A 22,795-nucleotide genomic window follows, 5' to 3' on the forward strand; every position below is an offset into this window, starting at 1 on the left:
AACCACAGCTTTTATACAAACTTATCCACAGAAACCGGTTCCGGATTGCTAGAATGGCCGAAAACAAGGAGGCCAAGATGGACTTGCGACTGAGACCCTACAAGGGAAAACGCCCGCAACTGGGCAAACGGGTGTATGTAGATCCCTGCGCGACACTGGTGGGCGATATCGAGCTGGCCGACGATGCCAGTATCTGGCCCATGGTGGCAGCACGGGGGGATGTGAACCATATCCGCATCGGCGCCCGCAGCAATATTCAGGATGGCACCGTGCTGCACCTGACTCGCAAGAGTGCCGGCAATCCTGACGGTTATCCGCTGCTGATCGGTGAAGATGTCACGGTCGGTCACAAGGCGATGCTGCACGGCTGCACCATAGGCAACCGGGTGCTGGTCGGCATGGGGGCCATCATTCTGGATGGGGTGGTGGTCGAGGATGATGTGATGATCGGCGCGGGCTCGCTGGTGCCGCCGGGCAAGCGGCTCGAAGCCGGCTTCCTTTATATGGGCAATCCGCTCAAACAGGCCCGGGCGCTCAAGCCCGCCGAGATTGCGTTTCTCAAAACCTCGGCCGACAACTATGTCCTGCTCAAGGATGAGTATCTGCAAGAGACTTTATAGGATCGGCAGATAGAGGAAGCCCGGCATGATGCCGGGCTTCGCTTCTTATATAGCTATATAGCAGTTCAGAAAGGCTGGCTGGAAATCAGTGGGCCTGATCCCAGTTATCGCCGGAGCCTGCTTCGACCAGCAGGGGCACATGCAGTTCGGCAGCTGCCGACATCTTCTCCTTGATGATGGCGGTGTACTCCTCCAGCTTCTCTTCGCGGATCTCGAACACCAGTTCATCGTGCACCTGCATCAGCATGCGGATCGACTCATCCTCGATGCCGCGGATCCAGCCATCTACGTTGATCATGGCGCGCTTGATGATGTCGGCGGCCGTCCCCTGCATGGGGGCGTTGATGGCGGCCCGCTCGGCAGCCTTGCGCAGACCGGCGTTGCGGGACTTGATATCCGGCAGATAGAGGCGGCGGCCAAACAGGGTTTCGACATAGCCCTGCGCTTCCGCCTGCTGGCGGGTGCGCTCCATATACTCCAGCACGCCCGGGTAGCGTTCGAAGTAGAGGTCCATGTACTTCTGCGCTTCGGCGCGACCGATCCCCAACTGCTTGGCCAGACCAAAGGCACTCATGCCGTAGATAAGGCCGAAGTTGATCGCCTTGGCGCTGCGGCGCATGTCGGTGGTGACCGTATCGAGCGTCACGCCGAATACCTCGGCAGCGGTTGCCTTGTGGATGTCCTTGCCCTCGGCGAACGCGGTCAGCAAACCCTTGTCACCGGAGAGGTGCGCCATGATGCGCAGCTCGATCTGGGAGTAGTCCGCCGCCACCAGCTTGTAACCGGCGCTCGGAATGAAGGCCTGACGGATCCGGCGCCCCTGCTCGTTGCGCACCGGGATGTTCTGCAGGTTGGGGTCAGACGATGACAAACGACCCGTGGCCGCCACCGCCTGATGATAGGAGGTGTGTACCCGCCCGGTCTGGGGCTTGATCATCAGCGGCAGCTTGTCGGTATAGGTGGACTTGAGCTTGGCCAGAGTGCGGTGCTCCATCAAGAGACGCGGTAACTCGTAGGTCTCCGCCAGCTCGGCCAGCACCTCTTCTGCGGTGGACGGCGCTCCCTTGGGGGTCTTTTTGATGATCGGCAGCCCCAGTTTGGTGAAGAGGATCTCCCCCAGCTGCTTGGGCGAGGAGAGGTTGAACTCCTGCCCGGCCAGATCATGGGCCTGACGCTCCAGTTCGGCCAGACGCAGCTCTATCTCCTGGCTCTGCTGGTGCAGCAGCTTGGGATCGATAGTGGTCCCGAGCAACTCCATCCGCGCCAGTACCGGCAGCAGCGGCAGCTCGATTTCGCTGAATACCTGGCACAGGCCAGGCACGGCTTCCAGTTGGCCCCACAGGGTCTGGTGCAGACGCAGGGTGATATCGGCATCTTCCGCCGCATAGGGGGCTGCCTGCTCCAGCTCAATCTGGTTGAAGGTGAGCTGCTTGACCCCTTTGCCAGCGATATCTTCAAAAGAGGTGGTTTCGACCCCGAGGTAACGCTTGGCCAGCGAATCCATGTCGTGACGACTGGCGGTAGAGTTGAGCACGTAGGATTCGAGCATGGTGTCGTAGGCGATACCTTGCAGGTCGATGTTGTGGTTGAGCAACACGTTGCGATCGTACTTGAGATTCTGCCCCACCTTGAGACGGGTCGGGTCTTCCAGCAGCGGCTTGAGCTTGCCCAGTACCACAGCCTCGCTCAGCTGCACCGGCGCCCCGAGATAGTCATGCCCAAACGGCACATAAGCAGCTTTGCCCGGTTCCACCGCGAAGGAGACACCGACGATCCGCGCCTCCATATAGTCAAGACTGGTGGTTTCGGTATCGAAGGCGAACAGTGGTGCGCCCTGCAGTTGGGCCAGCCAGCCGTCAAACTCGGCTTCGTCCAGAATGCAGTGGTAGTCGGTTTCGATGGCGGCAACCGGAGCGGCGCTGTCATCGCCAGCCTCTTCCTGTCCAGCACTCACTTCACCACCGGACTCCAGCTCCTTGATCAGGTTGCGCAGCTCGTATTCGCGGTAGACCGCCAGCAGGGACTCCTTGTCGACCGGTTTGAGCAGCAGCTGTTCCAGACTCTGCTCCAGCTCGACATCGGTCTTGATGGTGGCCAGAACATAAGAGAGGCGCACCTGCTCCTCCTGCTCGCGGAACTTGTCGGCGAACGCCTTGGAGCCACGGAAACCGAGCGCGGCCACCTTGTCGAGGTTGGCGGCAATCTCGTCGATGCTGCCGATCCCCTGCAACAGGGCCAGCGCCGTCTTCTCGCCGACGCCTGTCATACCGGGAATGTTGTCGACCTTGTCACCCATCAGGGCCAGATAGTCGATGATGAGCTCCGGCGGCACGCCAAACTTCTCGATCACCCCTTCCCGATCGGTCTTCACATCTTTCATGGTGTCGATCAGGGTGACATGGTCGGAGACCAGCTGCGCCATGTCCTTGTCACCGGTACTGATCAGCACCGGCAACTGCTTCTCGGTCGCCTGGCGGGCCAGGGTGCCGATCACGTCGTCCGCCTCGACGCCTTCAACCATCAAAAAGGGGAAACCCATCGCCTTGATCATCTGATGGATGGGGGCGACCTGACTGCGCAGATCGTCCGGCATGCTGGCACGGGTCGCCTTGTACTCGGGATAGATGTCGTCGCGGAAGGTCTTGCCCTTGGCGTCGAACACTACGGCCACATGGCAGTCAGGGTATTGCTTGCGCAGGCTGCGCATCATGTTGGCCATGACACGGACGGCGCCGCTCGGCAAACCGGTCGATGTACGCAGATCGGCCTGCTGGGAGGCGAAGAAGGCACGGTAAAGATAAGAAGAGCCGTCGACCAGAATAAGGGGGGTGCTAGGGGCCATGAAATCGTCCTGCCAGAGATAAACAGCCGCTAGGATGCCACAGGGCCCCCCTCACACCAAGGGGAGCTGCAGCCCCATAAACGGGCAGCCAAAGGGACTCAAGCTGTGGATAAGTCTGTGTTCAAAAATGGGGGGCAGTATGATCGACCGTGATAAAACTGTGCACAAAAATATAAAAAGCCATATAAAACAGCAAACTAAGACATAGAAAACCGATCATGATACTGTTGAAATGATCTCGATCAATGTGGAAAAAGATTTAAGGGAGTAGGTACGGCAGGATCCAAAACTAAACAATCCTAGCACAGCAAGATGACTTGACCAGCGGATGGCGAGCGATAACCATACAAAAGTACAACAATCCATCTTGGCTCACATTTTCAACAACGAGGGGTTTGCCATGAAAAAAGTGGCCGTGATTTTGAGTGGCTGTGGCGTCTTTGATGGTGCCGAAATCCATGAGGCCGTCATCAGCCTGCTGGCGCTGGCCCGCCAGGGTGCCACCACCCAATGCTTCGCACCGAACGTGGCGCAGCTCCATGTTATCAATCACCTGACCGGAGAAATCAGCGAGGGGGAGAGCCGTAACGTGCTGGTCGAAGCCGCTCGCATCTGTCGCGGCCAGATCAGGGATGTGGCCGAGCTGGATGCGGCCGACTATGATGCCCTGCTGGTGCCAGGTGGCTTTGGCGCAGCCAAGAACCTGTGCGACTTCGCCACCAAGGGCGCCGGGTGCCAGATCCAGCCGGATGTGCTGAAAGCCTGTCAGAGCTTTGCCAATGCCCACAAGCCGGCGGCCTACATCTGCATCGCACCGGCCATGATCCCGCTCATCTATGGCGCCGGCACTCTGGCCACCATAGGCCATGACGAAGGGACAGCCAACGCCATCGAGGCCATGGGCGGCAGCCACCTCAACTGCCCGGTCAACGAGTTCGTGGTGGATCAGGAGCGCAAGGTGATCTCCACCCCCGCCTACATGCTGGCCAACAATATTGTCGAAGCGGCGGACGGCATCGAGAAGACGGTCAAACAGCTGCTGGCACTGTAATCCGCACCCCGCCAAAAACAGACGGGCCGCTCATGGAGCGGCCCGTTTTCAATTCTGCCTGAAGGCGATGAATTAGATGGTTTCGCCCATCTGATCCATCTTGCCCAGCAGGGCACGCAGACGTTCCTGCCAGGCAACATGTTCGTTGCGCAGCTGATGGTTTTCGTCTTGCAGCTTGCCGTTTTGCTCTTTCAGCTCGTCAAGCTCCATCTTCAGCAGAGAGATGTTGTCGACGGCGGATTGTACTTTGGATTCGAGTTGCTCAAGGACTTCTAGTGACATATGCATACCTGTATGTTCAATTGCGATGCCCCACAGAGGGCGATTCAAGCGCGTGAAGCCAGCATACCCCGAGGGCATCAGCACAAACAAGCCAGTGCGCTGTAAAATGCGCCTTCCATAGATGTATTGCCTAAATATGCGTCTGTTTTTCTCGCATCCTGCGCCCGAGCCGCGACAACACACTGAACTATGCGTAAACGGCCCCGCCAACAGAGCGTCATTGGCGCCATCCTGATGGAACCGCCCTTATCCATGCAAGGCGATATAGGCCCCCAGTAACAGACAGGCGACAGCGTACATCAGCAGGCCATAGAGCAGGTTCCAGCGCAGGATCAATCCGGCACTCAGGTTGTAACGGGAGGCCAGTGCCAGATTGGATCCGGAGAGCGGGCTGGTGCCGGTCGCCAGCCCCCACCCCAGCAAGAAGCACATGCCAAGCAGGCTGGGATCCGGCGCCAACGGCCACAACAGCGGCGCCAGCCCGGAGATGCTGATGAGCGGATGCACCCCGACGATGGCCACCAGCAGGATCAGCAGCAGGGTGAGCGAGGACTCCAGCCAGCCGAAGTGGTTAAAGAGCGGCAGCCCGTGCTCGCCACCGAGTTCGAGCACCGACAGCGCACTGTTGATACCGGCGGCCAGCAAACCGGCCCCCAGAAACAGCACCAGCTGACCGCCGATGGCCGGGAAGCGCTCCAGCACCTGTCGCTTGAGCGCCGCCTTGCGTCCGACCCTCGGCATAAAGAGCAGCGCCAGCACGGGGGCCACCAAGGCGATCACAGCCAAAATGCCGAGCGATGGCCAGATCTGCTTGATCAGCAGCACCAACAGCGCCAGGGCCACTGGCAGCCCAAGGGTCTGCAACCGCAGCGGGTAACCAGCAAAGTCTTCAACCCCGAGTCGCTCCACCTGCCAGGCAGTCAGTCCCATCGCCAGCAGCGCGGCAACCACGCCAAACGGCAGTATGCTCGACAATTGCAGGCCAGGGGCATAGGTGAGCGCCACCGCCATGGCGACAAAGAAGGGGGACCAGAAAGCCGCGGCACAAAAGATCCGGCTCAGCACCATCACTTGGCGCCGCTCCAGAGTGCCTCCACGCTCCAGCCGATCGCCGATGATGAACAACACAGAGAGGTTGATGACAGCCCCCAGCAGGTTAAGGCTGGCCATGGTGCTCCACAACCCCTTGCGACCTGACCAGGAGGCAGTGCCGGTCAGCAAGCCTGACGTCGCCAGGTTGAGGGTGCTCACTGCGGCAAACATGGTGAGCATGTTGATGTTGGGCAGCAGCCAGGCGCCCGGGTTGAGGCTCGCGCCCCGCCACCAGGAGAAGATCAGCAGCAACAGAGCCGCTCCGTACAGGGCCATGGCCTGCCGTTTGGCCGCCCCCACCAGCCAGGGCCAGGTGAGCAGGGAGGCAGCCCAGGCAGCGATGGCCGCCGGCCAGGGGGATAATCCCAGATAGAGGTGCAGCAGGTTGAGCAGCCACATCCCCAGGATCAGGTAACCTGACCAGCGTTTGGCCATCGAATCGTCTCGGTCAGGGGATCAGAGGCACTGATCCATATCCAGCGAAGGCTTGTCGCACTCCGGGCGGCCCACTATCTTGGCCGGTACGCCAGCCACTGTGGTGTGCGGTGGCACCGGGTTGATCACCACGCTGCCGGCACCTATCTTGGCGCCCCTCCCCACTTCAATATTGCCGAGCACCTTGGCGCCAGCCCCTATCATCACCCCCTCGCGGATCTTGGGGTGGCGATCACCGCCCTCCTTGCCGGTACCGCCCAGGGTCACGCTCTGCAGGATGGAGACATCGTCCTCGATCACCGCCGTCTCGCCGACCACTATGCCGGTGGCATGGTCAAACATGATGCCCTTACCGATCCGCGCCGCCGGGTGCACGTCGACCCCGAACACCACGGAGATCTGGTTTTGCAGGTAAAGCGCCAGCGAGCGACGACCCTGACGCCACAGCCAGTTGGCAACCCGATACCCTTGCAGGGCATGAAAGCCCTTGAGGTAGAGCAGCGGGGTGGAGAAGAGATCGACCGCAGGGTCACGCTCCTGCACGGCGCAGATGTCGGCCGCCACTGCCGCCAACAGATCGGGCTCGCTGCGCAAGGCCAGCTCGATCACCTCGCGCAGGGCGATGGCTGGCATGGTGGCGCTGTCGAGCTTGTTGGCCAGCTGAAAGCTGAGGGCCGAGCACAGGTTCTTGTGATTAAGAATGGTGGAATGAAAGAAGCTGGCCAGCATGGGCTCTTCGGTCACCATGCATGCCGCTTCTCGCTCAATTTTTTGCCAGGTTTTGGCAACCAGATCATCCATGTTACAGCCTACTGTTGTTCTGATGGAGTGCCTTGCTGTTCCTGGTGCACCACAGAGATGGGGTCCATATGAATAATGACATCCATTCGCTCAAATTCCTGACGCACCGCCAGTTCGGCTTCATCGGCGATCTGATGGGCCTTAATCAGAGGGAGCTGATCATCCAGCTCCAGATGCAACTGCACGAAGCGGGTCGGACCGGATTGACGGGTACGCAGATCATGCACCCCGTGGACACCTTCGACTTCACAGCAGAGAGCCATTATTCTCGCTTGTTCTTCAGCTGGCAACTGACGATCGAGTAGCGCCTGCACCGACTCATAACCGATATGGATGGCGCCCCACAGCAGGAACAGGCCGATCAGGATGGCAAACAGGCCATCGGCCCAGAACCAGCCCCGCCCCGCCAGCACCAGCGCCAGCAAAACGCCGCCATTGAGCAACAGGTCGGAACGGTAGTGCAACATGTCGGCCTTGATGGCCACACTGTTGGTCTTGCGGATGACAAAACCCTGGAAACTGACCAGCAGCAGGGTCAGCACGATAGAACCGCCGCTGACCCAGAGACCCGCTTCGAGCCGCAGTATGGGCGCCTGGTTGAGCAAGGAGGAGATGCCGTGCATCACCAGCAGCAGGGCCGAGCCCGAAATAAACGCAGACTGGATGAGCCCCGCCAGCGACTCTGCCTTGCCGTGGCCGAAGCGGTGCTCGTCATCGGCCGGGGCCAGCGCATAGCGAATGGCCAGCAGATTGATGATGGAAGCGCTGACATCCATGAGGGAGTCGGTGAGCGACGCCAGCAGACTCGATGAATCCGTCATGAGCCAGGCGATCAGCTTGCCGGTGATCAGCACAGTAGCCGTGGTAACGGCGGCCATACTGGCCAGCGTCACCCAGCGGGAATATTGTTGATGGCTCAAAACCGGCTTTCCTCTTGCGGTTAAAAATCTATTATACCCTGACCCCTGCGCCGGCTTGGCGTGAAAAATCAGCGGAATGACTATCAGATGCACAAAATACTCCTGGTCGACGACGATCTCGAGCTGACCCAGCTGCTCACCGAAATTCTGACTCTGGAAGGCTTCCAGGTCACCGTCGCCGAAGATGGCGAAGAGGGGTTGCAGCGACTGGCAGAGCAGGACTTCAACCTGGTGCTGCTGGACGTCATGATGCCCAGGCTCAACGGCTTCGCCATGCTGACCAGGCTGCGCACGACCCACGACACGCCGGTGTTGATGCTGACTGCCCGTGGCGACAGCCAGGACAGGGTCAACGGGCTGGAAGCCGGGGCCGACGACTATCTCGCCAAGCCATTTGACGACAGGGAGCTGCTGGCCCGGGTGCGCGCCATATTGCGCCGGACCCAAAATGCCCAGCCCCAGCGCGGCGGCATCTCCGAAGAGCTCCGCTTCATGGATCTGGTGCTGCAACCCGGCCTGCAACAGGCAAGCAGCGGTGATCAGCTGCTGGAGCTCACCGCCACCGAATTCGGGCTGCTGGAGTGCCTGCTGCGCAACCCCGGCCAGATCATCAGCAAGGGCCATCTCTCCGAACAGGTGCTCGGCAAGAAGCTGGAGCCCTTCGATCGCGCCATCGATATGCACCTGAGCAACCTGCGCAAGAAACTGCCGGAGCGTACCGATGGCCAGCCCCGCTTCAAGACGGTGCGCGGACGCGGCTATCTGTGGCTGGAACAGGCATGAGCACAGCCCGTACCTTCAATGGCCTCTCCACCCAGATCTTCCTCTGGTTCTGGCTCATGCTGCTGGTGGTGCTGGCGGCCGTCGTGATACTGCCAACCCTGGATCCCCGCAACATCATCCCCTTGCCAGCGCATGAGATGACCCGGATGAACAACAATCTGAAGGCGTTGCAGAAGGGGGCGGATCCCGCGCAGGAGTTCGATCTGGTCCAGGCCATAGAAGCGGCGGGCCTGCTGCCGGTAGACAACATCTATCTGCGCGATGCAACAGGCCAGATGCAATCCACCACTCACCTGAGCAAGTTCGTGGTCCGCTTCATGCTCGATTCGGACAACCCGGCCAAGCCCATGCTGGGCAGCGAACACCAGCAGGCCATCGCTGGCCCCTTCCAGATGGAACATCGCGGCCAGATCTATCACGTCTACTTCGGCCTCAATGTCGAAAACTCCTATCTGTTCCTGTTCATCCAGATCCTGGATCACCCGGTCCAGATCCTGGGCATCGCCATGCTGGTCAGCACCCCGCTCTGCCTGCTGCTGGCCTGGCGGCTGACCCGCCCCATACTGCAGTTGCAGCGGTCTGTCTCCCAGCTGGCGGAGGGCAACCTGGAGATGCAGATCCCCAACCTGGGGCGGCGTGACGAGATTGGCCAGCTGGCGGATCACGTCAGCCACATGGTCGATACCCTCAAGAACATGATCCAGAAGCAAAAGCAGCTGTTGTCCGACATCTCCCACGAGCTGCGTAGCCCGCTTACCCGCATCCAGCTGGCGCAGGCGCTGATCCGTCGCAAGCAGGGGGACAGCAGCGAGCTGGCCCGGATAGAGTCAGAGATTGGCCGGCTCGACAAGCTGATCGGCGACCTGCTCGACCTGTCGCGGGTGCAGCAACACGTGGAGGTGCCTGTGGTGATGCCGCTGGCGGAGCTGCTGGAGCCCATGCTGGACGACGCCATGTTTGAGGCCAACCAGAGCGGCAAGCAATTACGTCTGCCGCCCCTGCCGACCGAGTCGATCCGGATGTGGCCCGAGCTGCTGGTGCGGGCGCTGGAGAATCCGCTGCGTAACGCGCTCAAGTACGCACGCGAGTTCATCAAGGTGGACTGGTATCGGGAAGGACGGGAGTGGGTGATGACCATACGCGACGATGGCCCCGGCGTGCCGGTGGATCAGCAGGCCCAGCTGTTCCTGCCCTTCTTTCGGGTGGATGATGCCCGCAATGCCAAGACTGGCGGCACCGGGCTCGGGCTGGCCATCGCCTCGGAGGCGATCCAGCGTCACGGTGGCACCATACGCGCCAGCAGCAACCAGCCGGCCGGACTGACCATCACCATCCGCCTGCCCATCGGCTGAGTCACCTCTTTTCATCCACCCGGGCGCTGGGTATGCTGGCGCCCCTTTCGGCCCAATCTAGACCCCCATCAGGATCCAGCCATGCTCGACATAGTACTTTACCAACCGGAAATCCCGCCCAACACCGGCAACATCATCCGTCTCTGCGCCAACACTGGCTACCGGCTGCACCTGATAGAGCCGCTGGGTTTCGAGTGGGATGACAAGCGGGTGAAGCGGGCCGGGCTCGATTATCACGAGTTTGCCGAGGTGAAGCGCTGGCCTGACTATGACGCCTTTCTGGCAGAAGTGGCGCCCACGCGAGTATTCGCCTGCACCACCAAGGGCAGTACCGCCCATTCGGCCGTGCAGTTTTCCCCCGGCGACGCCATGCTGTTCGGCCCTGAGAGCCGTGGCCTGCCTGCGGATCTCATCGAAAGCCTACCGTTCGAGCAGCGGCTGCGCATCCCCATGCTGCCCCAGAGCCGCAGCATGAACCTCGCCAATGCGGTGGCGGTGTTCGTGTATGAGAGCTGGCGCCAGCTGGGCTATGAGGGTTCTTAGCTGCAACCGAGTGCTGCTGACCCTGTGATGAGGGGCCTCACCGACCCGCCCTGACAACAGGATCCTGCCCGCCGGGCTATGACGGCTCGCCTTCGGCCTGTTCCAGGTCGTGGGGTGAGTGCAACAGGCGGCCATCACGCTCCAATTGCCAGCACAGCCACCCCAGCGTCAGACCCCGCCCCGCCATCAGCGCCCCCATGGCGGCCCACAAGGCGGCCACGCCCCAGCCCTGACAGAGCCACCAGATGGGGAAGAAGCCGCACAATACCGCCACCAGCATGCTGTTACGCATCTCTCGGGCCCGGGTCGCACCGATGAAGACCCCATCCAGCAGGAAGCACCAGACCGCCAGCAATGGCATGACGATCAGCCAGGGCAGCTGGCGATTTGCCTCGGCGATCACCGCCGGAATGTCGGTGATATGGGCAATGAGCCGACTGCCACCCGTAGCAAACAGCAGACTGAAACCAATGGCGATGAGCAGCGCCCACCCCAGGTTCAGCACTATGGCCTCGCGCAGCCCCTGCCGATCCCGCCGACCGATGGCGCGACCCACCATGGCCTCCACCGCATAGGCGAAGCCATCCAGCCCGTAGGAGATGAGCATCAGAAAGTTGAGCAGCACCGCATTGGCGGCCACCGCCACGTCTCCCAGTCGCGCCCCTTGCAGGGTCATGAAGGCGAAACAGAGTTGCAGACAGAGGGAGCGGATGAAGATATCCCGGTTCAGGCTGAGCAATCTCAGCAAGGCCGGCCACTGACGCCAGCGCTGCCAGGCCCCCTGCCACACTTCGGGTGACAGCCGCCGCAAATGACGGCTCACCAACCAGAATCCGACGCCCAGGGCGCTGTAATCTGCCAGCAGCGAGGCGGCAGCCACCCCTTTCACCTGCCAGCCCAGCCCCAGTACGAACCAGGTATCCAGCGCCATATTGACCAAGTTGGTCAAGATCAGCAGCAGCATGGGGCTGCGGGCATCCTGCATACCCAACAACCAGCCCATGATCACCAGATTGCAGAGCGCCGCCGGGGCGCTCCAGATCCGTACCGACACATATTCACCGGCATAGCCCTGCACCTCGGCAGAGCCGCCACCGAGTGCAATGAGCGAAGGCAGGAAGGGCTGCAACAGCAGTAGTAAGGCCAGTCCCAGTCCGACGGCGAGGCCGAGTGCCCGCGCCAGGGTGTCGAGTTGGCTATGCGGGCTGCCGGCACCCTGGGCCTGAGCGGTCAACCCTGTGGTGGACATGCGCAGGAAACCCAGCAGCCAGAAGATGAGATTAATGAGGGTCGCCCCGACCGAGACGCCACCGAGGAACCAGGCCTGGCCAAGATGACCGATCACCCAGGTATCCACCAGCCCCAGCAAAGGAGTGGTGATATTGGAGAGCACCATGGGCAAGGCCAAGGCAAACACGGCGCTATGGCGCCGGCCGTCTTTCAACCAGGGCGGGATCAGCATGACAACCGACGCTCGCCTGGCATCACTCGCCTTCCAGCCGCACGATTCTGGCGAAATCGGAGACCAGGGTCGCCATGACCACGTGCGGCACCTGCCCCTCCTTCATCTGGGGACGGAATACGGCCTTCAACTTGCCTTCCGGGTTGATCAGCACGATGGAGGCGGAATGGTCTATCAGGTAATCCCTCTCCCCCTGATCGGCGATGGAGTAGATGAGGCCCAGATTGCGTACAAACGGGAACAGCTTGTCATGGGAACCTGTCGCAGCCTTGAAATCGGGATGAAAAAAGGCGGTATAGGTCTTGAGGCGTGCCACGTCATCCCGCTGCGGATCCGCCGAGATGAACACCACCTGACTCTCGGGTGCGATCTTCTTCAGCGCCGGGTAGACAGAGCGCAGCTCCGCCAGCGTGGTCGGGCAGATATCCGGACAAAAGGTATAACCGACAAACAGGAAGGTCCATTGCCCCAGCAGACTGGCCGGGACAAAGGGCTGACCGTCCTCGTCGGTGAAGGCAAACGGATTGATATCCCGCCCCGCCGGGTAGTAGTCGGCCTGCTCGGGCCGGGAGGGCTGGATCCAGTAGAATGCGGCCATCATGCCCCCGAACAGCAGCAGAAACAGCAAGGGGTAACGCGGTTTAACCATAACAACAGACCCTTTCACTTCGACATGCCCGCAGACCGGGCCCGCATGGATGACCCATTGTAACCCAGCCAATCCCGGACCGGACCATCCCATGTACCGGGTGCCGGTTTGGCATCCAGCGTCGGGCAGGTGATGACGCTATGGGCAGGTTGTCGGGCAAGCAAGGCCAGAAAACAACAGCCCCACCGTCAGGGTGGGGCTGTCAGCAGCACGCGGGGATATCAGGGTTGCAGCCTGCGCCGCTCATGGGGGCGGCGGGCCAGGGCACGCAGTGGTATGACGGGGGCCGTCCAGGGAGCCTCCGTCTGTCCCCTGTCGTGATGACTGTGAAACAGACGGACCAGGCGGACAATCTTGTCCTTGGGACAGCCCAGCCAGATGGTCCAGCAGGCGCCCTTGTGATGCACCCAGAGCGCATAGAAACGGGTCATCCGGTTACCCTTGATGAATCGTGTGATGGAAGAAACGGGCGATGCCAGACCCGGATCCCATGGCGAGCTTGAAGCCATACCTGTCCTCCTTGACCATGAGGTCACGCCGACCGGCATCGTCTGCTACCGCGAGGTGGCCAGATCTTGTGACTGCCGCGTGTCGACTGCGTGAGTGTGCCCTCATTCGCCAGACGGTCGTCGCCGTCAGCGCCATGCTGGCCACTCTCCCTTCTTATCCCGCGATATCGCCTCTCTCAGTGGTTGCCATTGCTGTCCAGCGCACATGAGGCTGTTGTCATACATCCCGGCAGCCCTTGGGTTCCTGCCCCACCGGAGAAGTGGGTAAAGAGCGTCCTGCCGAGCATCCGGGGGCAGTGCAAGACATTCACTGCCTAACCAAATGATATATCTGAAATGAGTCACCCGCGGCCGTTCGCCGCAGACAAAAATGGCGGGCATCAGGATCTGATTGAAATCATGGGGGAAGAGACACAGAAATGACACGGCCTCCCGCGGGAGGCCGTGTCATGGCAAGGGTGATTACATCCAGTCGGCGTTGCGGATCACGCCGACGGCCAGCCCCTCGATGGTGAGCTGCTGGCTGGAGAGATCCACTGCGATGGGCTCCAGATCCTCGTTTTCCGGCAGCAGCCACACCTGGCTGCCTTTGCGCTGGAAACGCTTGACGGTGACATCCTCATCGAGACGCGCGACCACCACCTGACCGTTGCGCACCTCCTGGGTCTTGTGTACCGCCAGCAGGTCGCCATCCAGAATGCCGATGTTCTTCATGCTCATGCCCTGCACCCGTAGCAGAAAATCCGCCCGGGGGTGGAACAGGGCAGGATCCACCTGGTAGTGGCTCTCGATGTGCTCCTGCGCCAGGATAGGTTCACCGGCCGCGACCTTGCCGATCAGCGGCAGGCCACTCTCTGCCAGCACCTCTTCCTCTTCGATCAGCAGACGGATGCCGCGGGACGTGCCCGGCATGATCTCGATGACCCCTTTCTTGGCCAGGGCCTTCAGATGTTCCTCGGCCGCATTGGCCGACTTGAAACCAAGCTTCTGGGCAATCTCGGCGCGAGTCGGCGGCATACCGGTCTCGCTCATGTTCACCTTGATCAGCTCCAGCACTTCGGCCTGGCGGGGGGTAAGGGGTTTCATAACATTGGCACCTGTCTTTTTATACAGCACACTGGCAGTATATACAGTGCTGTGGCCAAGGCAAGGCGCAGCTGACATTTGTCATGGCCTGGCACTCATTTAGCGGTGTTTTGATCCTGCGCAACCGACTCATCGTACCTCTCGGCGACAAGGCGCCGGTGATTTGCTATGCTCATGCCGCATTTTTTCAGAGAGCAGACGCACATGTCCCTTGGACAGAAGATTTCCAGAGCCATCTTGCAATGGCCGGTCAGTGGCTTGGTCAATCACAAGAGCCTGCCGGAAAATCCCATCACCGAGCTCAAGCTGGATCCGGCCAGACCCATCGTCTATGCCCTGAAAACCAGCTCGAGCACCGACCTGATGACTCTGCAACAGTGCTGCGAGGATCTCGGCCTGCCCGGCCCCTTTACGCCGCTGGAGCTGAACGGCCAGTTGTTACCGCGCTACGTCTGTCTGGATCGCCCACCGCCCCTGTTCGGCAAACGCAACAAGCCACTGCCTTTCTTGCAGGAGTTCCACCAGCTGCTGGATCTGCACAAGCAGAATACGACGCTGGATATTCAGGTGGTGCCCGTCACCCTGTTCTGGGGCCGCGCCCCCGGCCGGGAAGGGGAAGATGCCTCCGGCTGGAACATCATCAGCAGCCTGGCACCGAACCGCCTCAAGAAGGCGCTGATCGTGATCCTCAAGGGCCGCGAGAACCTGGTGCGTTTCTCTCCGCCGCTCTCCCTGCGTCAAATGGCGGACAAGTACGGCACCGACGAGGCTATCGCCCACAAGCTGGCGCGGGTGGCCCGCACCCACTTCAGCCGCCAGCAGCTGGCAGCCACCGGCCCCAAGCTGCCGAACCGCAACCTGTTGTTCAAGCAGTTGCTGGACTCCAGCGTGATCCAGCAGGCGATTGAAGAGGAGGCACTGCGCGAGGGGATCAGCCTGGAGAAAGCGCAAAAGCGCGCTCACGGTTACATGGACGAGATCGCCTCCGATTTCTCCTACCGGCTGATCCGCCTCAGTGAAAGCTTCCTCGGCTGGCTGTGGAACAAACTCTATCGCGGCCTCTCGGTCAACGGCGCCGAGAAGGTACGCCAGCTGGCGCAGGAAGGGCACGAGATCGTCTATGTGCCCTGCCATCGCAGCCACATGGACTACCTGCTGCTCTCCTACGTCATCTACCACCAGGGCATGGTGCCGCCCCACATAGCGGCGGGCATCAACCTCAACTTCTGGCCAGCGGGCCCGATCTTTCGTCATGGTGGCGCCTTCTTCATCCGCCGCACCTTCAAGGGCAATCCGCTCTACAGCACCGTATTTCGCGAATACCTGAACCTGCTGTTTGCCAAGGGCTATTCGGTGGAATTCTTTACCGAAGGTGGGCGCTCCCGCACCGGTCGTCTGCTGCCACCCAAAACAGGCATGCTGGCAATGACACTGCAGGCCATGATGCGCGGGCTGGACAGACCCGTGACCCTGGTGCCCGTCTATCTGGGCTACGAGCACGTGATGGAGGTGAACACCTACCACAACGAGCTCAAGGGCAGCCGCAAGGAGAAAGAGAGTTTCCTGCAAGTACTCGGCATCCTGCGCAAGCTGCGCAATTATGGCCGGGGCTTCGTCAACTTCGGCGAGCCGCTGACCCTCAACAGCTACCTCAATGAACATGTACCGGCGTGGAAGGCCGATATCGGTCAGGAAGAGCGCCCCGAGTGGATGGCCCCCACCGTCACCCGGCTGGCCGAGCTGCTGATGACCCGCATCAACGGGGCCGCCGCCGTCAACGGCCTGACCCTGAGCGCGCTGGCGCTGCTGGCCGCCGAGCGCCACGCCCTGACTCGGGACGAACTGCAGGCCCAGCTCAACACCTACCTGGATATGCTCAAGCAGGTGCCCTACAGCCCGCAGAGCACAATCCCGGATGAGGATGCCAAGACACTGCTGGATCAGGCAATGGAGCTCAACAAGTTCGAGGTGAGCGAGGACAAGCTGGGCCAGATCATCAGCCTGGACCGCTATCAGGCGATCCTGCTGACCTACTATCGCAACAACATTCTCCATCTGTTCGCCCTGCCCTCCCTGGTGGCGGCACTGATCGAGCGTTGCGAGGGGATCTCCCGCGCTGAGATCGTCGCCCGTTGCGTCGACATCTACCCGCTGCTCAAGACGGAGCTGTTCCTGCGCTACGAAGAGGATGAGCTGCCGGCGCTGGTCGATGCCCTGCTGGCCGAGCTGCTACGCCAGCAGCTGGTCGAAGCGCGCGATGGCGGCTACTGGGTCAATCCGGGCAACCAGATGCGCCTGCTGCTGCTGGCCGAAAGCATTCAGGAGACGCTGCAACGCTACGCCATCGTACTGACCCGGGTGCTGGCCCAGCCTTATATCGAGGCGGAACAGCTGGAAGCAGATGGCCTGATGGTGGCGGAGCGCCTCGGCACCCTGCACGGCATCAATGCACCCGAGTTCTTCGACCAGAAGCTGTTCAGCACCCTGATCCACACGCTGCGCAGCGAAGGCTACCTCTCTCCCGAGAGCAAACCGGATCTGGGCCGCTTCCAGGCACTGGCCGACAACATAGTGCCGCTGCTGAGCACCAAGATCCGCCGTACCATACAGGCGGGCAACCGGCTCTGACAGAGACCGGAAACAAAGAAGGCCGCATGATGCGGCCTTCTTTTTATCCTGACATGCGTCACGGCAACAGGTCGTTGAGCACCAGACCGATGAATACCAGCGCCCCTACATAGTTATTGTTGAGGAAGGCCTGGAAGCAGGCCTCCCGCTGCCGCTCCCGGATCAGCCGCTGCTGGTAGACAAACAGGGCCGCAGCCCCCAACAGCCCCCAATAATACCAAGCCCCAAGCCCGGTCAACTGGCCCACTGCCAGCAGGATCAGCAGGGTGGCCAGCTGCAGCACGCCGATAATCCGCTTGTCGTGGCGGCCAAACAGAATCGCGCTCGATTTCAAGCCGAGCTTGAGGTCATCATCCCTGTCCACCATGGCGTACTGGGTGTCGTAGGCAATGGTCCACAGCAGGTTGGCGAGAAATACCAACCAGACCACCAGTGGCAAGGCGTTGGCCTGGGCCGCATAGGCCATGGGAATGGACCAGGAGAAGGCCATGCCGAGCACCAGCTGCGGGATCGGAATGTAGCGCTTCATGAAGGGGTAGCAGACCGCCAGCAGCAGGGCCGCGAACGACAGGCCTATGGTGAGCGGGTTCATGGTCAGCACCAGCGCGAACGAGATAAGCGCCAGCACGGCAAACAGCGCCAGCACCTCCCGCGGCTTGACCTTGCCCGTAGGCAAGGGCCGACCGGCGGTGCGCTTCACATGACCATCGAAGTTGCGATCTGCGTAGTCGTTGATGACACAACCGGCAGAGCGCATCAGAAATACCCCCACCACGAACACAAGCAGGGTCCAGAGATCCGGCAGGCCATCGGCCGCCAGCCAGAGCGCCCACAGGGTCGGCCACAGCAGCAGCAGAGTGCCGATGGGCTTGTCGATGCGGGCCAACTGTATATAGGCCAGTCCCCGCTCCTTGGTTAACAAATTCACTCCAGCTCCTTATTCGATAACAGCGAGGGCAAGAAAAGTTCATGGACCAGCAATGGCCATTGCCCCAGAAACAGACGGGAACGACGTCCCCAGACGGTGGCGGCCGGACACCAGGGATTGCTCGCAATCTCGAAACAGGCCAGTTGCAGGTGATCACGCCGAGCGGGCTCGTCACCGAAGATACGCTCGCCCAGGGGCTGTTCACCCAGCTCGCGTAGCCCGCTCTCTTGCAGAGCCGCTTCGGCAAACAGGGTCCAGCCCAGCACAGCCGGCCCCCCATCGCCGTGCAGTATCACCTCGCGGCACAGGCCCTGGGGGTGCTCGGCGGCCACCAGCTGCTGCTCATCGGCGCCAATCGAAACGCTACGGTTGCCGAGCAGTTGCACCGAGAAGTGGCGATTGTGGCGACGCAGGCGCCGGGTCATGGAGTCGGCCTCCAGCAACCAGGGCCGCAGTGCCTCTGGCGGCTCGCACTCTGCGGGAGCCCGCCACGGGACGAGCTGGACGAGGGGAACAGTCAACTCGGACTTCACAGCTTCACCATCCGGAGATTTCCGTTATCAGGTTAAAATCCGGTTTATTATCCGTAAATCAATCGAGAATTGTAAGAACATCCGTGCTTGACGGCCCCGATGGCAACATCAAAAATGGGGTATCTGCCGCTGATGAGCCATCGATATGAAGATCTTCAAAATTCTGCTGATGTTATTACTGAGCTGTGGCGCCCTGCAGGCGCAGGCCTCGTCAGAGAAGGCCACCCCCGCCGAAGGGGCCGACGCCGCCAAGCCCGGTTTTTCCTACCACGCCCTCGATCCCGACATCATCACCAACTATCTGAGCAATGGCAAAACCCTCGGCTATATCCGGGTCACTGTGGAGCTGATGGCTGAGAACGAGGCCGATCTCAAGCTGCTGGAGCAGCACGACCCCCTGATCCGCGACGCCATCATACGCCTGATGGGCAGCAAGACCGCCGATCAGATCAAGTCCCTGGTGAACCGCGAGGAGCTGCGCAAGGAGTGCCTGACCCAGGTCAACGAACTGCTGGTGAAAGAGACCGGCAAGAAGGCGGTACGCGAGCTCATCTTCACCAAATTCCTCTACCAGTAATCGACATAGTCAAACAATACGGCCACCCCGGGGTGGCCGTATTGCTGTGTTCGAAATGAAAATTGATTACACTAGGCCCCACTGAGTTGTCGAGGTAGTCAGTATGGGCAACAAGACCCTGTGTGAATGGCGTCGCAGCGAGATCCCGACCGATCTCAAAACCCTGCGCAAAATCGTGCGCAAACCCAAGTTTGTCTGTGGCAAGTGTGCTCGCAGCGCCAATGACAAAAGCTATCTGTGTCAGCCGCTGCGGTTGAAAGAAGAGTAAGACGGGTCATCCCCACCCCGTGACAGGCTATTGATCGATCCAGCCCTGACGCCCTTGTTCGAACAATCTGCGCGCCTGTCCGTCATTGGGGCAAACGCCACGATATTCGCTGCCGGAGCGGCCAGCCAGATAGAGATGCTCAGGCCGGCAATACCACGCCAGTCCTTTCTGATGCCCCTGTTTCCACAGTTCGACATCCACCTTCTTGCCACACTGCCCCTGATGAAACTCGACCCGTTCAGTGGTAAAGCCCAGCTTGCCATCAGCCTCCCCCACCTCGATCCACACCTTCTCGCAGGGATCATCGTTGGAGACACAGCCACCCAGCAGGGCAGCAAACAATATGATGGTGAGTCGCATAGTCATCCTTGAGTGTCGTTTGAGCAATTCATTCTACCCAGTGGCCCGACACTGACCAAGGGCAAACACCCAACCTTGTGAGTGCGGCAAAAAAATCAGGCGGGCCCAAAGCCCGCCTGTTCATTCAATGCTGTCGTTCACTGGTCATCGAAAGTGTCATCATCCTGCCAGCTTTCATCTTCCCATTGATCCAGCTCTTCTTCCCAGGATTCCGGATCCCACTCGTCATCAGAGGAGTCGTAATCCGGCTTGTGTCCACCCATCTTCACTCTCCTTGGATAGTTCACCCGCACTCCAATTTTATCCGGAAATGTCGGGCTCGCCAGTCAGCGAGAGATCAAAGTTTGACCAGGGTCCGGCCGGCAATCTGGCCCAGCGTAATGGCCTCGGCGGCCTCAACCACCTGCTCCAGCCCGATCTCGGTGACCGCCTGTGCGAAGAAGCTGGCGGGCAGATCCTGCGCCAGTCGCTGCCACGCCTGCTGACGACGCGCCAGCGGGCACATCACCGAATCAACCCCCTGCAATCGCACGTTGCGCAGGATGAAAGGCATGACGCTGGTCGGCAGATCGAAGCCGCCCGCCAGCCCGCAGGCTGCCACGGCGCCACCGTAGTTCATCTGGGCCAGCAACTTGGCCAGCACCTGACTGCCAACGGTGTCGACCGCCGCGGCCCACAGCTGTTTCTCCAGCGGCTTGGCGGGTACCAGCAGTTCACTGCGTGGCACGATGCGGCTGGCGCCCAGCGCAGTCAGCATGGCGCCCTGCTCCTCGGGACGGCCGGTCAGCGCTGCCACCTGATAGCCGAGCGCTGCCAGCAGGGCGACCGAGGTGGAACCCACCCCACCCGCCGCGCCGGTGACCAGTACCTCGCCGCTGGCGGGGGTAATGCCCGCCTCTTCCAACGCCAGCACGCAGAGCATGGCGGTGAGACCGGCGGTGCCGATACACATGGCCTGCCGCTCATCCAGCCCGGCGGGCAACGGCACCAGCCAGTCCCCCTTGACTCGCGCCTGTTCGGCCATGCCACCCCAATGGCCTTCACCCACGCCCCAGCCGGTCAGCACTACCTTGTCGCCAGGCTGGTAACGGCTGTCGGCAGATTCGAGCACGGTACCGGCGAAGTCGATGCCGGGCACCAGCGGCCACTGGCGCACTATCTTGCCCTTGCCGGTGATGGCCAGTCCGTCCTTGTAGTTGATGGAGCTGTAAGCGACCGCCACCCGCACTTCACCTTCCGGCAGCTGGCTCTCGGCCAGCCGGGTCAGAGTCGGTACGGTCTTGCCGTCTTGATTTTCCAGTAACAGAGCCTTGAACATGGTTGCCTCTTTGATGACGTGTGAAACGGCGATCAGCTGCTTTGGCGCTTTTGCAATTCAAACTCGAGGGGCTGGGTGCACTCTTGCAGCGCCTCGCCAGCCAGCTTGCGCAGGATCAGCTCGGCAGCCATGCTGCCCATTTTGCGATAGGGAATATGTACCGATGTCAGAGCAGGATAACACGCCTTGGCGACATCAGAGTCATCGAAACCGGCAATAGCCAGTTTGCCGGGCACGCTCAGGTGTCGCCGCTGACACTCGAAAAGCACGCCAGCCGCCAGCTCGTCGTTGACGCAGATCAGCGCGTCCAGCTCTGGCCAGCGCAACAGAAACTCACCCAGCATGGCCGCCCCCGTGCTGAAACTGGGAGCCTCCGAGGTATTGATCACCATATCTGGCGAGAGATAGCTCTCCAGCATCGCCTGTTGCCAGCCGCGCATCCGCTGCTGCAGCATCCACTGCTCCTGGCGGGCACAGAGAAAACCGATATTGCGGTAGCCTCGCTCGATCATATGGCGAGTCAACCGATAGCCAGCCTCCTGATTGGAGCCGCCTACACAGATATCCATGGGATGTGGCACCAGTGCTCCCACCTCGACTACCGGCAAGCGGCTCTGCCGCAACAGCGCTTTGTCATCTGGTGACTCAAGGCAACCCAACACGATCACAGCAGCCGGGTTGTACTGCAGCAGATGCTCCAGCTGTTCGCTCTGCTGGCGCAGGTGTTGGGCATCTCCCAGCACCAGCTGATAACCGACCTTCATCAACCCAGGCTGCAATCCGGCCATCAGTTCGGCACTGGCGCGATCCAGCAGGCTTGGCACTATCACCAGAATGACATGGGAGGTACCCGAGGCCAGCGCCCCGGCCGCCCGATTGGGGATATAGCCGAGCTCTTCCACCGCGGCGTCGATGCGCTCGCGCATCTTGTCTGACACCAGCTCGGGAGTGCGCAGCGCTCGGGAGACCGTCATGGCACCCACTCCGGCCAGCTGAGCCACATCGTTGAGGGTCACCCGACCCGTGCTACGGCGCTTCTTTGCTTCTAACATCCATCCCATCCTCGACTTGCGGCAGCCCACTTTAAGGCAAAAGTGCGACACAGACTATTTGCTCAGGGCCGATTCTACCCTCTTTCCCGGATCACGGGGGCAAGATGACTCCCGTTAATGGATGAAATGATAGCGCTATCACAGTTTCATGTTAGCGCTATCTGATAGCGCTAACTTTCGCGATCATCCTCACAGTTTCCACGCAGCAAGATCGCTAGATTGGCGCCATCTTATCCAGCCGGACATTGCCATGCTGACTCAATTGCTGACCGAAGAGGTCATTTCCATCGAAGCGGGTGCCCGCGACTGGCGTCATGCCATCGAGCTCGCTACCGGCCCCCTGCTGGCCAACGGCACCATAGAGCCCTCCTACGTGGCGGCGCTGTTTCGCTCCCACGAGGAGCTCGGCCCTTACTACGTACTGGGCCCGGGCCTGGCGATGCCGCACGCTCGCCCCGAGGATGGGGTCAACCGGTTGGGTCTGGGGCTGACAGTGCTGAAAACCGGGGTCAATTTCGGATCTGAGGGCAATGACCCGATCCAGTTGCTGATCACCCTGGCCGCCAGCGACAGCAACTCTCACGTGGAGACCATTGCCCAGCTGGCCGAGCTGTTCATGAATGAAGAGGACGTGGCGGCCATCATAGCGGCCGACACCAAAGATGACATTTTGCGCATCCTGGCGCGTTACTGAGCTGCGCCAA

24 protein-coding genes are annotated in these 22,795 nt (G+C 60.8%); 9 read left to right on the forward strand and 15 right to left on the reverse strand.

All coding sequences use genetic code 11. The annotated features are described in order from the left end of the window. The first annotated feature begins 77 nt into the window (after positions 1-77). Positions 78-620 carry a gamma carbonic anhydrase family protein gene (locus GWQ22_RS11590; protein WP_275930398.1) on the forward strand — a complete coding sequence of 181 codons (543 nt, stop codon included), beginning with the start codon at positions 78-80 and terminating at the stop codon, positions 618-620. Positions 621-705: 85 nt separating this feature from the next. Here the strand turns inward: GWQ22_RS11590 and polA are convergent, their stop codons facing one another. After that, a complete protein-coding gene (gene polA, locus GWQ22_RS11595) occupies positions 706-3,462 on the reverse strand; it encodes a DNA polymerase I (protein WP_275930399.1) in 2,757 nt (918 codons plus the stop codon). Positions 3,463-3,862: 400 nt separating this feature from the next. Here polA and elbB point away from each other — a divergent pair, with 400 nt between their 5' ends. Next, positions 3,863-4,513, forward strand: a complete 651-nt coding sequence (gene elbB, locus GWQ22_RS11600; RefSeq protein ID WP_042037449.1) for an isoprenoid biosynthesis glyoxalase ElbB — start codon at positions 3,863-3,865, stop codon at positions 4,511-4,513. Between the two features lie 72 nt (positions 4,514-4,585). Here elbB and GWQ22_RS11605 read toward each other — a convergent pair whose 3' ends face one another. The 4 genes from GWQ22_RS11605 to GWQ22_RS11620 form a co-directional block, all read right to left on the reverse strand. Beyond that, entirely contained in the window at positions 4,586-4,795 is a 210-nt protein-coding gene (locus tag GWQ22_RS11605; RefSeq protein ID WP_042037447.1) for a cell division protein ZapB, read from the reverse strand. A gap of 246 nt (positions 4,796-5,041) precedes the next feature. Beyond that, entirely contained in the window at positions 5,042-6,322 is a 1,281-nt protein-coding gene (locus GWQ22_RS11610) for a hypothetical protein (RefSeq protein ID WP_275930400.1), read from the reverse strand. Between the two features lie 21 nt (positions 6,323-6,343). Then, on the reverse strand, positions 6,344-7,123 hold the full coding sequence (cysE, locus tag GWQ22_RS11615) for a serine O-acetyltransferase (protein WP_042037445.1): 780 nt from the start codon (positions 7,121-7,123) through the stop codon (positions 6,344-6,346). A gap of 8 nt (positions 7,124-7,131) precedes the next feature. Beyond that, positions 7,132-8,043 (reverse strand): cation diffusion facilitator family transporter, encoded by a 912-nt coding sequence (locus tag GWQ22_RS11620; protein WP_042037444.1) that lies wholly within the window; start codon positions 8,041-8,043, stop codon positions 7,132-7,134. Positions 8,044-8,130: 87 nt separating this feature from the next. Between GWQ22_RS11620 and GWQ22_RS11625 the strand changes: the two genes are divergently transcribed. From GWQ22_RS11625 to trmL, 3 genes are all read left to right on the forward strand, one after another. After that, positions 8,131-8,826 (forward strand): response regulator, encoded by a 696-nt coding sequence (locus GWQ22_RS11625; RefSeq protein ID WP_275930401.1) that lies wholly within the window; start codon positions 8,131-8,133, stop codon positions 8,824-8,826. Further along, the gene (locus GWQ22_RS11630; protein ID WP_275930402.1) at positions 8,823-10,178 is read left to right on the forward strand and encodes an ATP-binding protein; all 1,356 of its coding nucleotides are present in this window, start codon (positions 8,823-8,825) and stop codon (positions 10,176-10,178) included. Before GWQ22_RS11625 ends, GWQ22_RS11630 begins: the two co-directional genes overlap by 4 nt. 81 nt (positions 10,179-10,259) lie before the next feature. After that, positions 10,260-10,721: a tRNA (uridine(34)/cytosine(34)/5-carboxymethylaminomethyluridine(34)-2'-O)-methyltransferase TrmL gene (gene trmL, locus GWQ22_RS11635; RefSeq protein ID WP_275930403.1), complete on the forward strand. Its 462-nt coding sequence runs from the start codon at positions 10,260-10,262 to the stop codon at positions 10,719-10,721. A 76-nt stretch (positions 10,722-10,797) separates the two neighbouring features. On the opposite strand, the gene GWQ22_RS11640 is transcribed toward trmL, so the two are convergent. The 4 genes from GWQ22_RS11640 to lexA form a co-directional block, all read right to left on the reverse strand. Further along, complete coding sequence (locus GWQ22_RS11640) at positions 10,798-12,183, reverse strand: MATE family efflux transporter (RefSeq protein WP_212514428.1); 1,386 nt, start codon at positions 12,181-12,183, stop codon at positions 10,798-10,800. A gap of 22 nt (positions 12,184-12,205) precedes the next feature. Further along, positions 12,206-12,832 (reverse strand): SCO family protein, encoded by a 627-nt coding sequence (locus GWQ22_RS11645; RefSeq protein WP_275930404.1) that lies wholly within the window; start codon positions 12,830-12,832, stop codon positions 12,206-12,208. A gap of 221 nt (positions 12,833-13,053) precedes the next feature. Then, complete coding sequence (locus GWQ22_RS11650; protein WP_275930405.1) at positions 13,054-13,341, reverse strand: hypothetical protein; 288 nt, start codon at positions 13,339-13,341, stop codon at positions 13,054-13,056. A 462-nt stretch (positions 13,342-13,803) separates the two neighbouring features. Further along, positions 13,804-14,427, reverse strand: a complete 624-nt coding sequence (gene lexA / locus GWQ22_RS11655) for a transcriptional repressor LexA (RefSeq protein ID WP_275930406.1) — start codon at positions 14,425-14,427, stop codon at positions 13,804-13,806. A gap of 204 nt (positions 14,428-14,631) precedes the next feature. Between lexA and plsB the strand changes: the two genes are divergently transcribed. Beyond that, positions 14,632-17,055 carry a glycerol-3-phosphate 1-O-acyltransferase PlsB gene (gene plsB / locus GWQ22_RS11660; protein ID WP_275930407.1) on the forward strand — a complete coding sequence of 808 codons (2,424 nt, stop codon included), beginning with the start codon at positions 14,632-14,634 and terminating at the stop codon, positions 17,053-17,055. A gap of 58 nt (positions 17,056-17,113) precedes the next feature. On the opposite strand, the gene ubiA is transcribed toward plsB, so the two are convergent. After that, entirely contained in the window at positions 17,114-17,983 is an 870-nt protein-coding gene (gene ubiA, locus GWQ22_RS11665) for a 4-hydroxybenzoate octaprenyltransferase (protein ID WP_275930408.1), read from the reverse strand. Next, positions 17,980-18,516: a chorismate lyase gene (locus tag GWQ22_RS11670; RefSeq protein ID WP_275930409.1), complete on the reverse strand. Its 537-nt coding sequence runs from the start codon at positions 18,514-18,516 to the stop codon at positions 17,980-17,982. The genes ubiA and GWQ22_RS11670 overlap by 4 nt, the downstream gene beginning before the upstream one ends. A 145-nt stretch (positions 18,517-18,661) precedes the next feature. Between GWQ22_RS11670 and GWQ22_RS11675 the strand changes: the two genes are divergently transcribed. After that, on the forward strand, positions 18,662-19,093 hold the full coding sequence (locus GWQ22_RS11675; RefSeq protein WP_275930410.1) for a flagellar basal body-associated protein FliL: 432 nt from the start codon (positions 18,662-18,664) through the stop codon (positions 19,091-19,093). Between the two features lie 103 nt (positions 19,094-19,196). Then, a complete protein-coding gene (locus tag GWQ22_RS11680) occupies positions 19,197-19,361 on the forward strand; it encodes a hypothetical protein (RefSeq protein WP_005321246.1) in 165 nt (54 codons plus the stop codon). A 27-nt stretch (positions 19,362-19,388) separates the two neighbouring features. Here GWQ22_RS11680 and GWQ22_RS11685 read toward each other — a convergent pair whose 3' ends face one another. The 4 genes from GWQ22_RS11685 to GWQ22_RS11700 form a co-directional block, all read right to left on the reverse strand. Further along, positions 19,389-19,721, reverse strand: coding sequence for a DUF2799 domain-containing protein (locus GWQ22_RS11685; protein ID WP_042034813.1), 333 nt, complete (start codon positions 19,719-19,721; stop codon positions 19,389-19,391). Between the two features lie 137 nt (positions 19,722-19,858). Beyond that, complete coding sequence (locus GWQ22_RS11690) at positions 19,859-19,984, reverse strand: hypothetical protein (RefSeq protein ID WP_256029019.1); 126 nt, start codon at positions 19,982-19,984, stop codon at positions 19,859-19,861. A 74-nt stretch (positions 19,985-20,058) separates the two neighbouring features. Then, positions 20,059-21,039 carry an MDR family oxidoreductase gene (locus GWQ22_RS11695; RefSeq protein WP_275930411.1) on the reverse strand — a complete coding sequence of 327 codons (981 nt, stop codon included), beginning with the start codon at positions 21,037-21,039 and terminating at the stop codon, positions 20,059-20,061. A gap of 32 nt (positions 21,040-21,071) precedes the next feature. Then, positions 21,072-22,091, reverse strand: a complete 1,020-nt coding sequence (locus GWQ22_RS11700) for a LacI family DNA-binding transcriptional regulator (protein ID WP_042034809.1) — start codon at positions 22,089-22,091, stop codon at positions 21,072-21,074. 250 nt (positions 22,092-22,341) lie between these two features. On the opposite strand from GWQ22_RS11700, the gene GWQ22_RS11705 reads away from it, so the two are divergent. Further along, a complete protein-coding gene (locus GWQ22_RS11705) occupies positions 22,342-22,785 on the forward strand; it encodes a PTS sugar transporter subunit IIA (protein WP_042034808.1) in 444 nt (147 codons plus the stop codon). The last annotated feature ends 10 nt before the right edge of the window (positions 22,786-22,795 follow it).

This window comes from Aeromonas sp. 1HA1, assembly GCF_029237385.1.
GTDB lineage: Bacteria > Pseudomonadota > Gammaproteobacteria > Enterobacterales > Aeromonadaceae > Aeromonas > Aeromonas popoffii.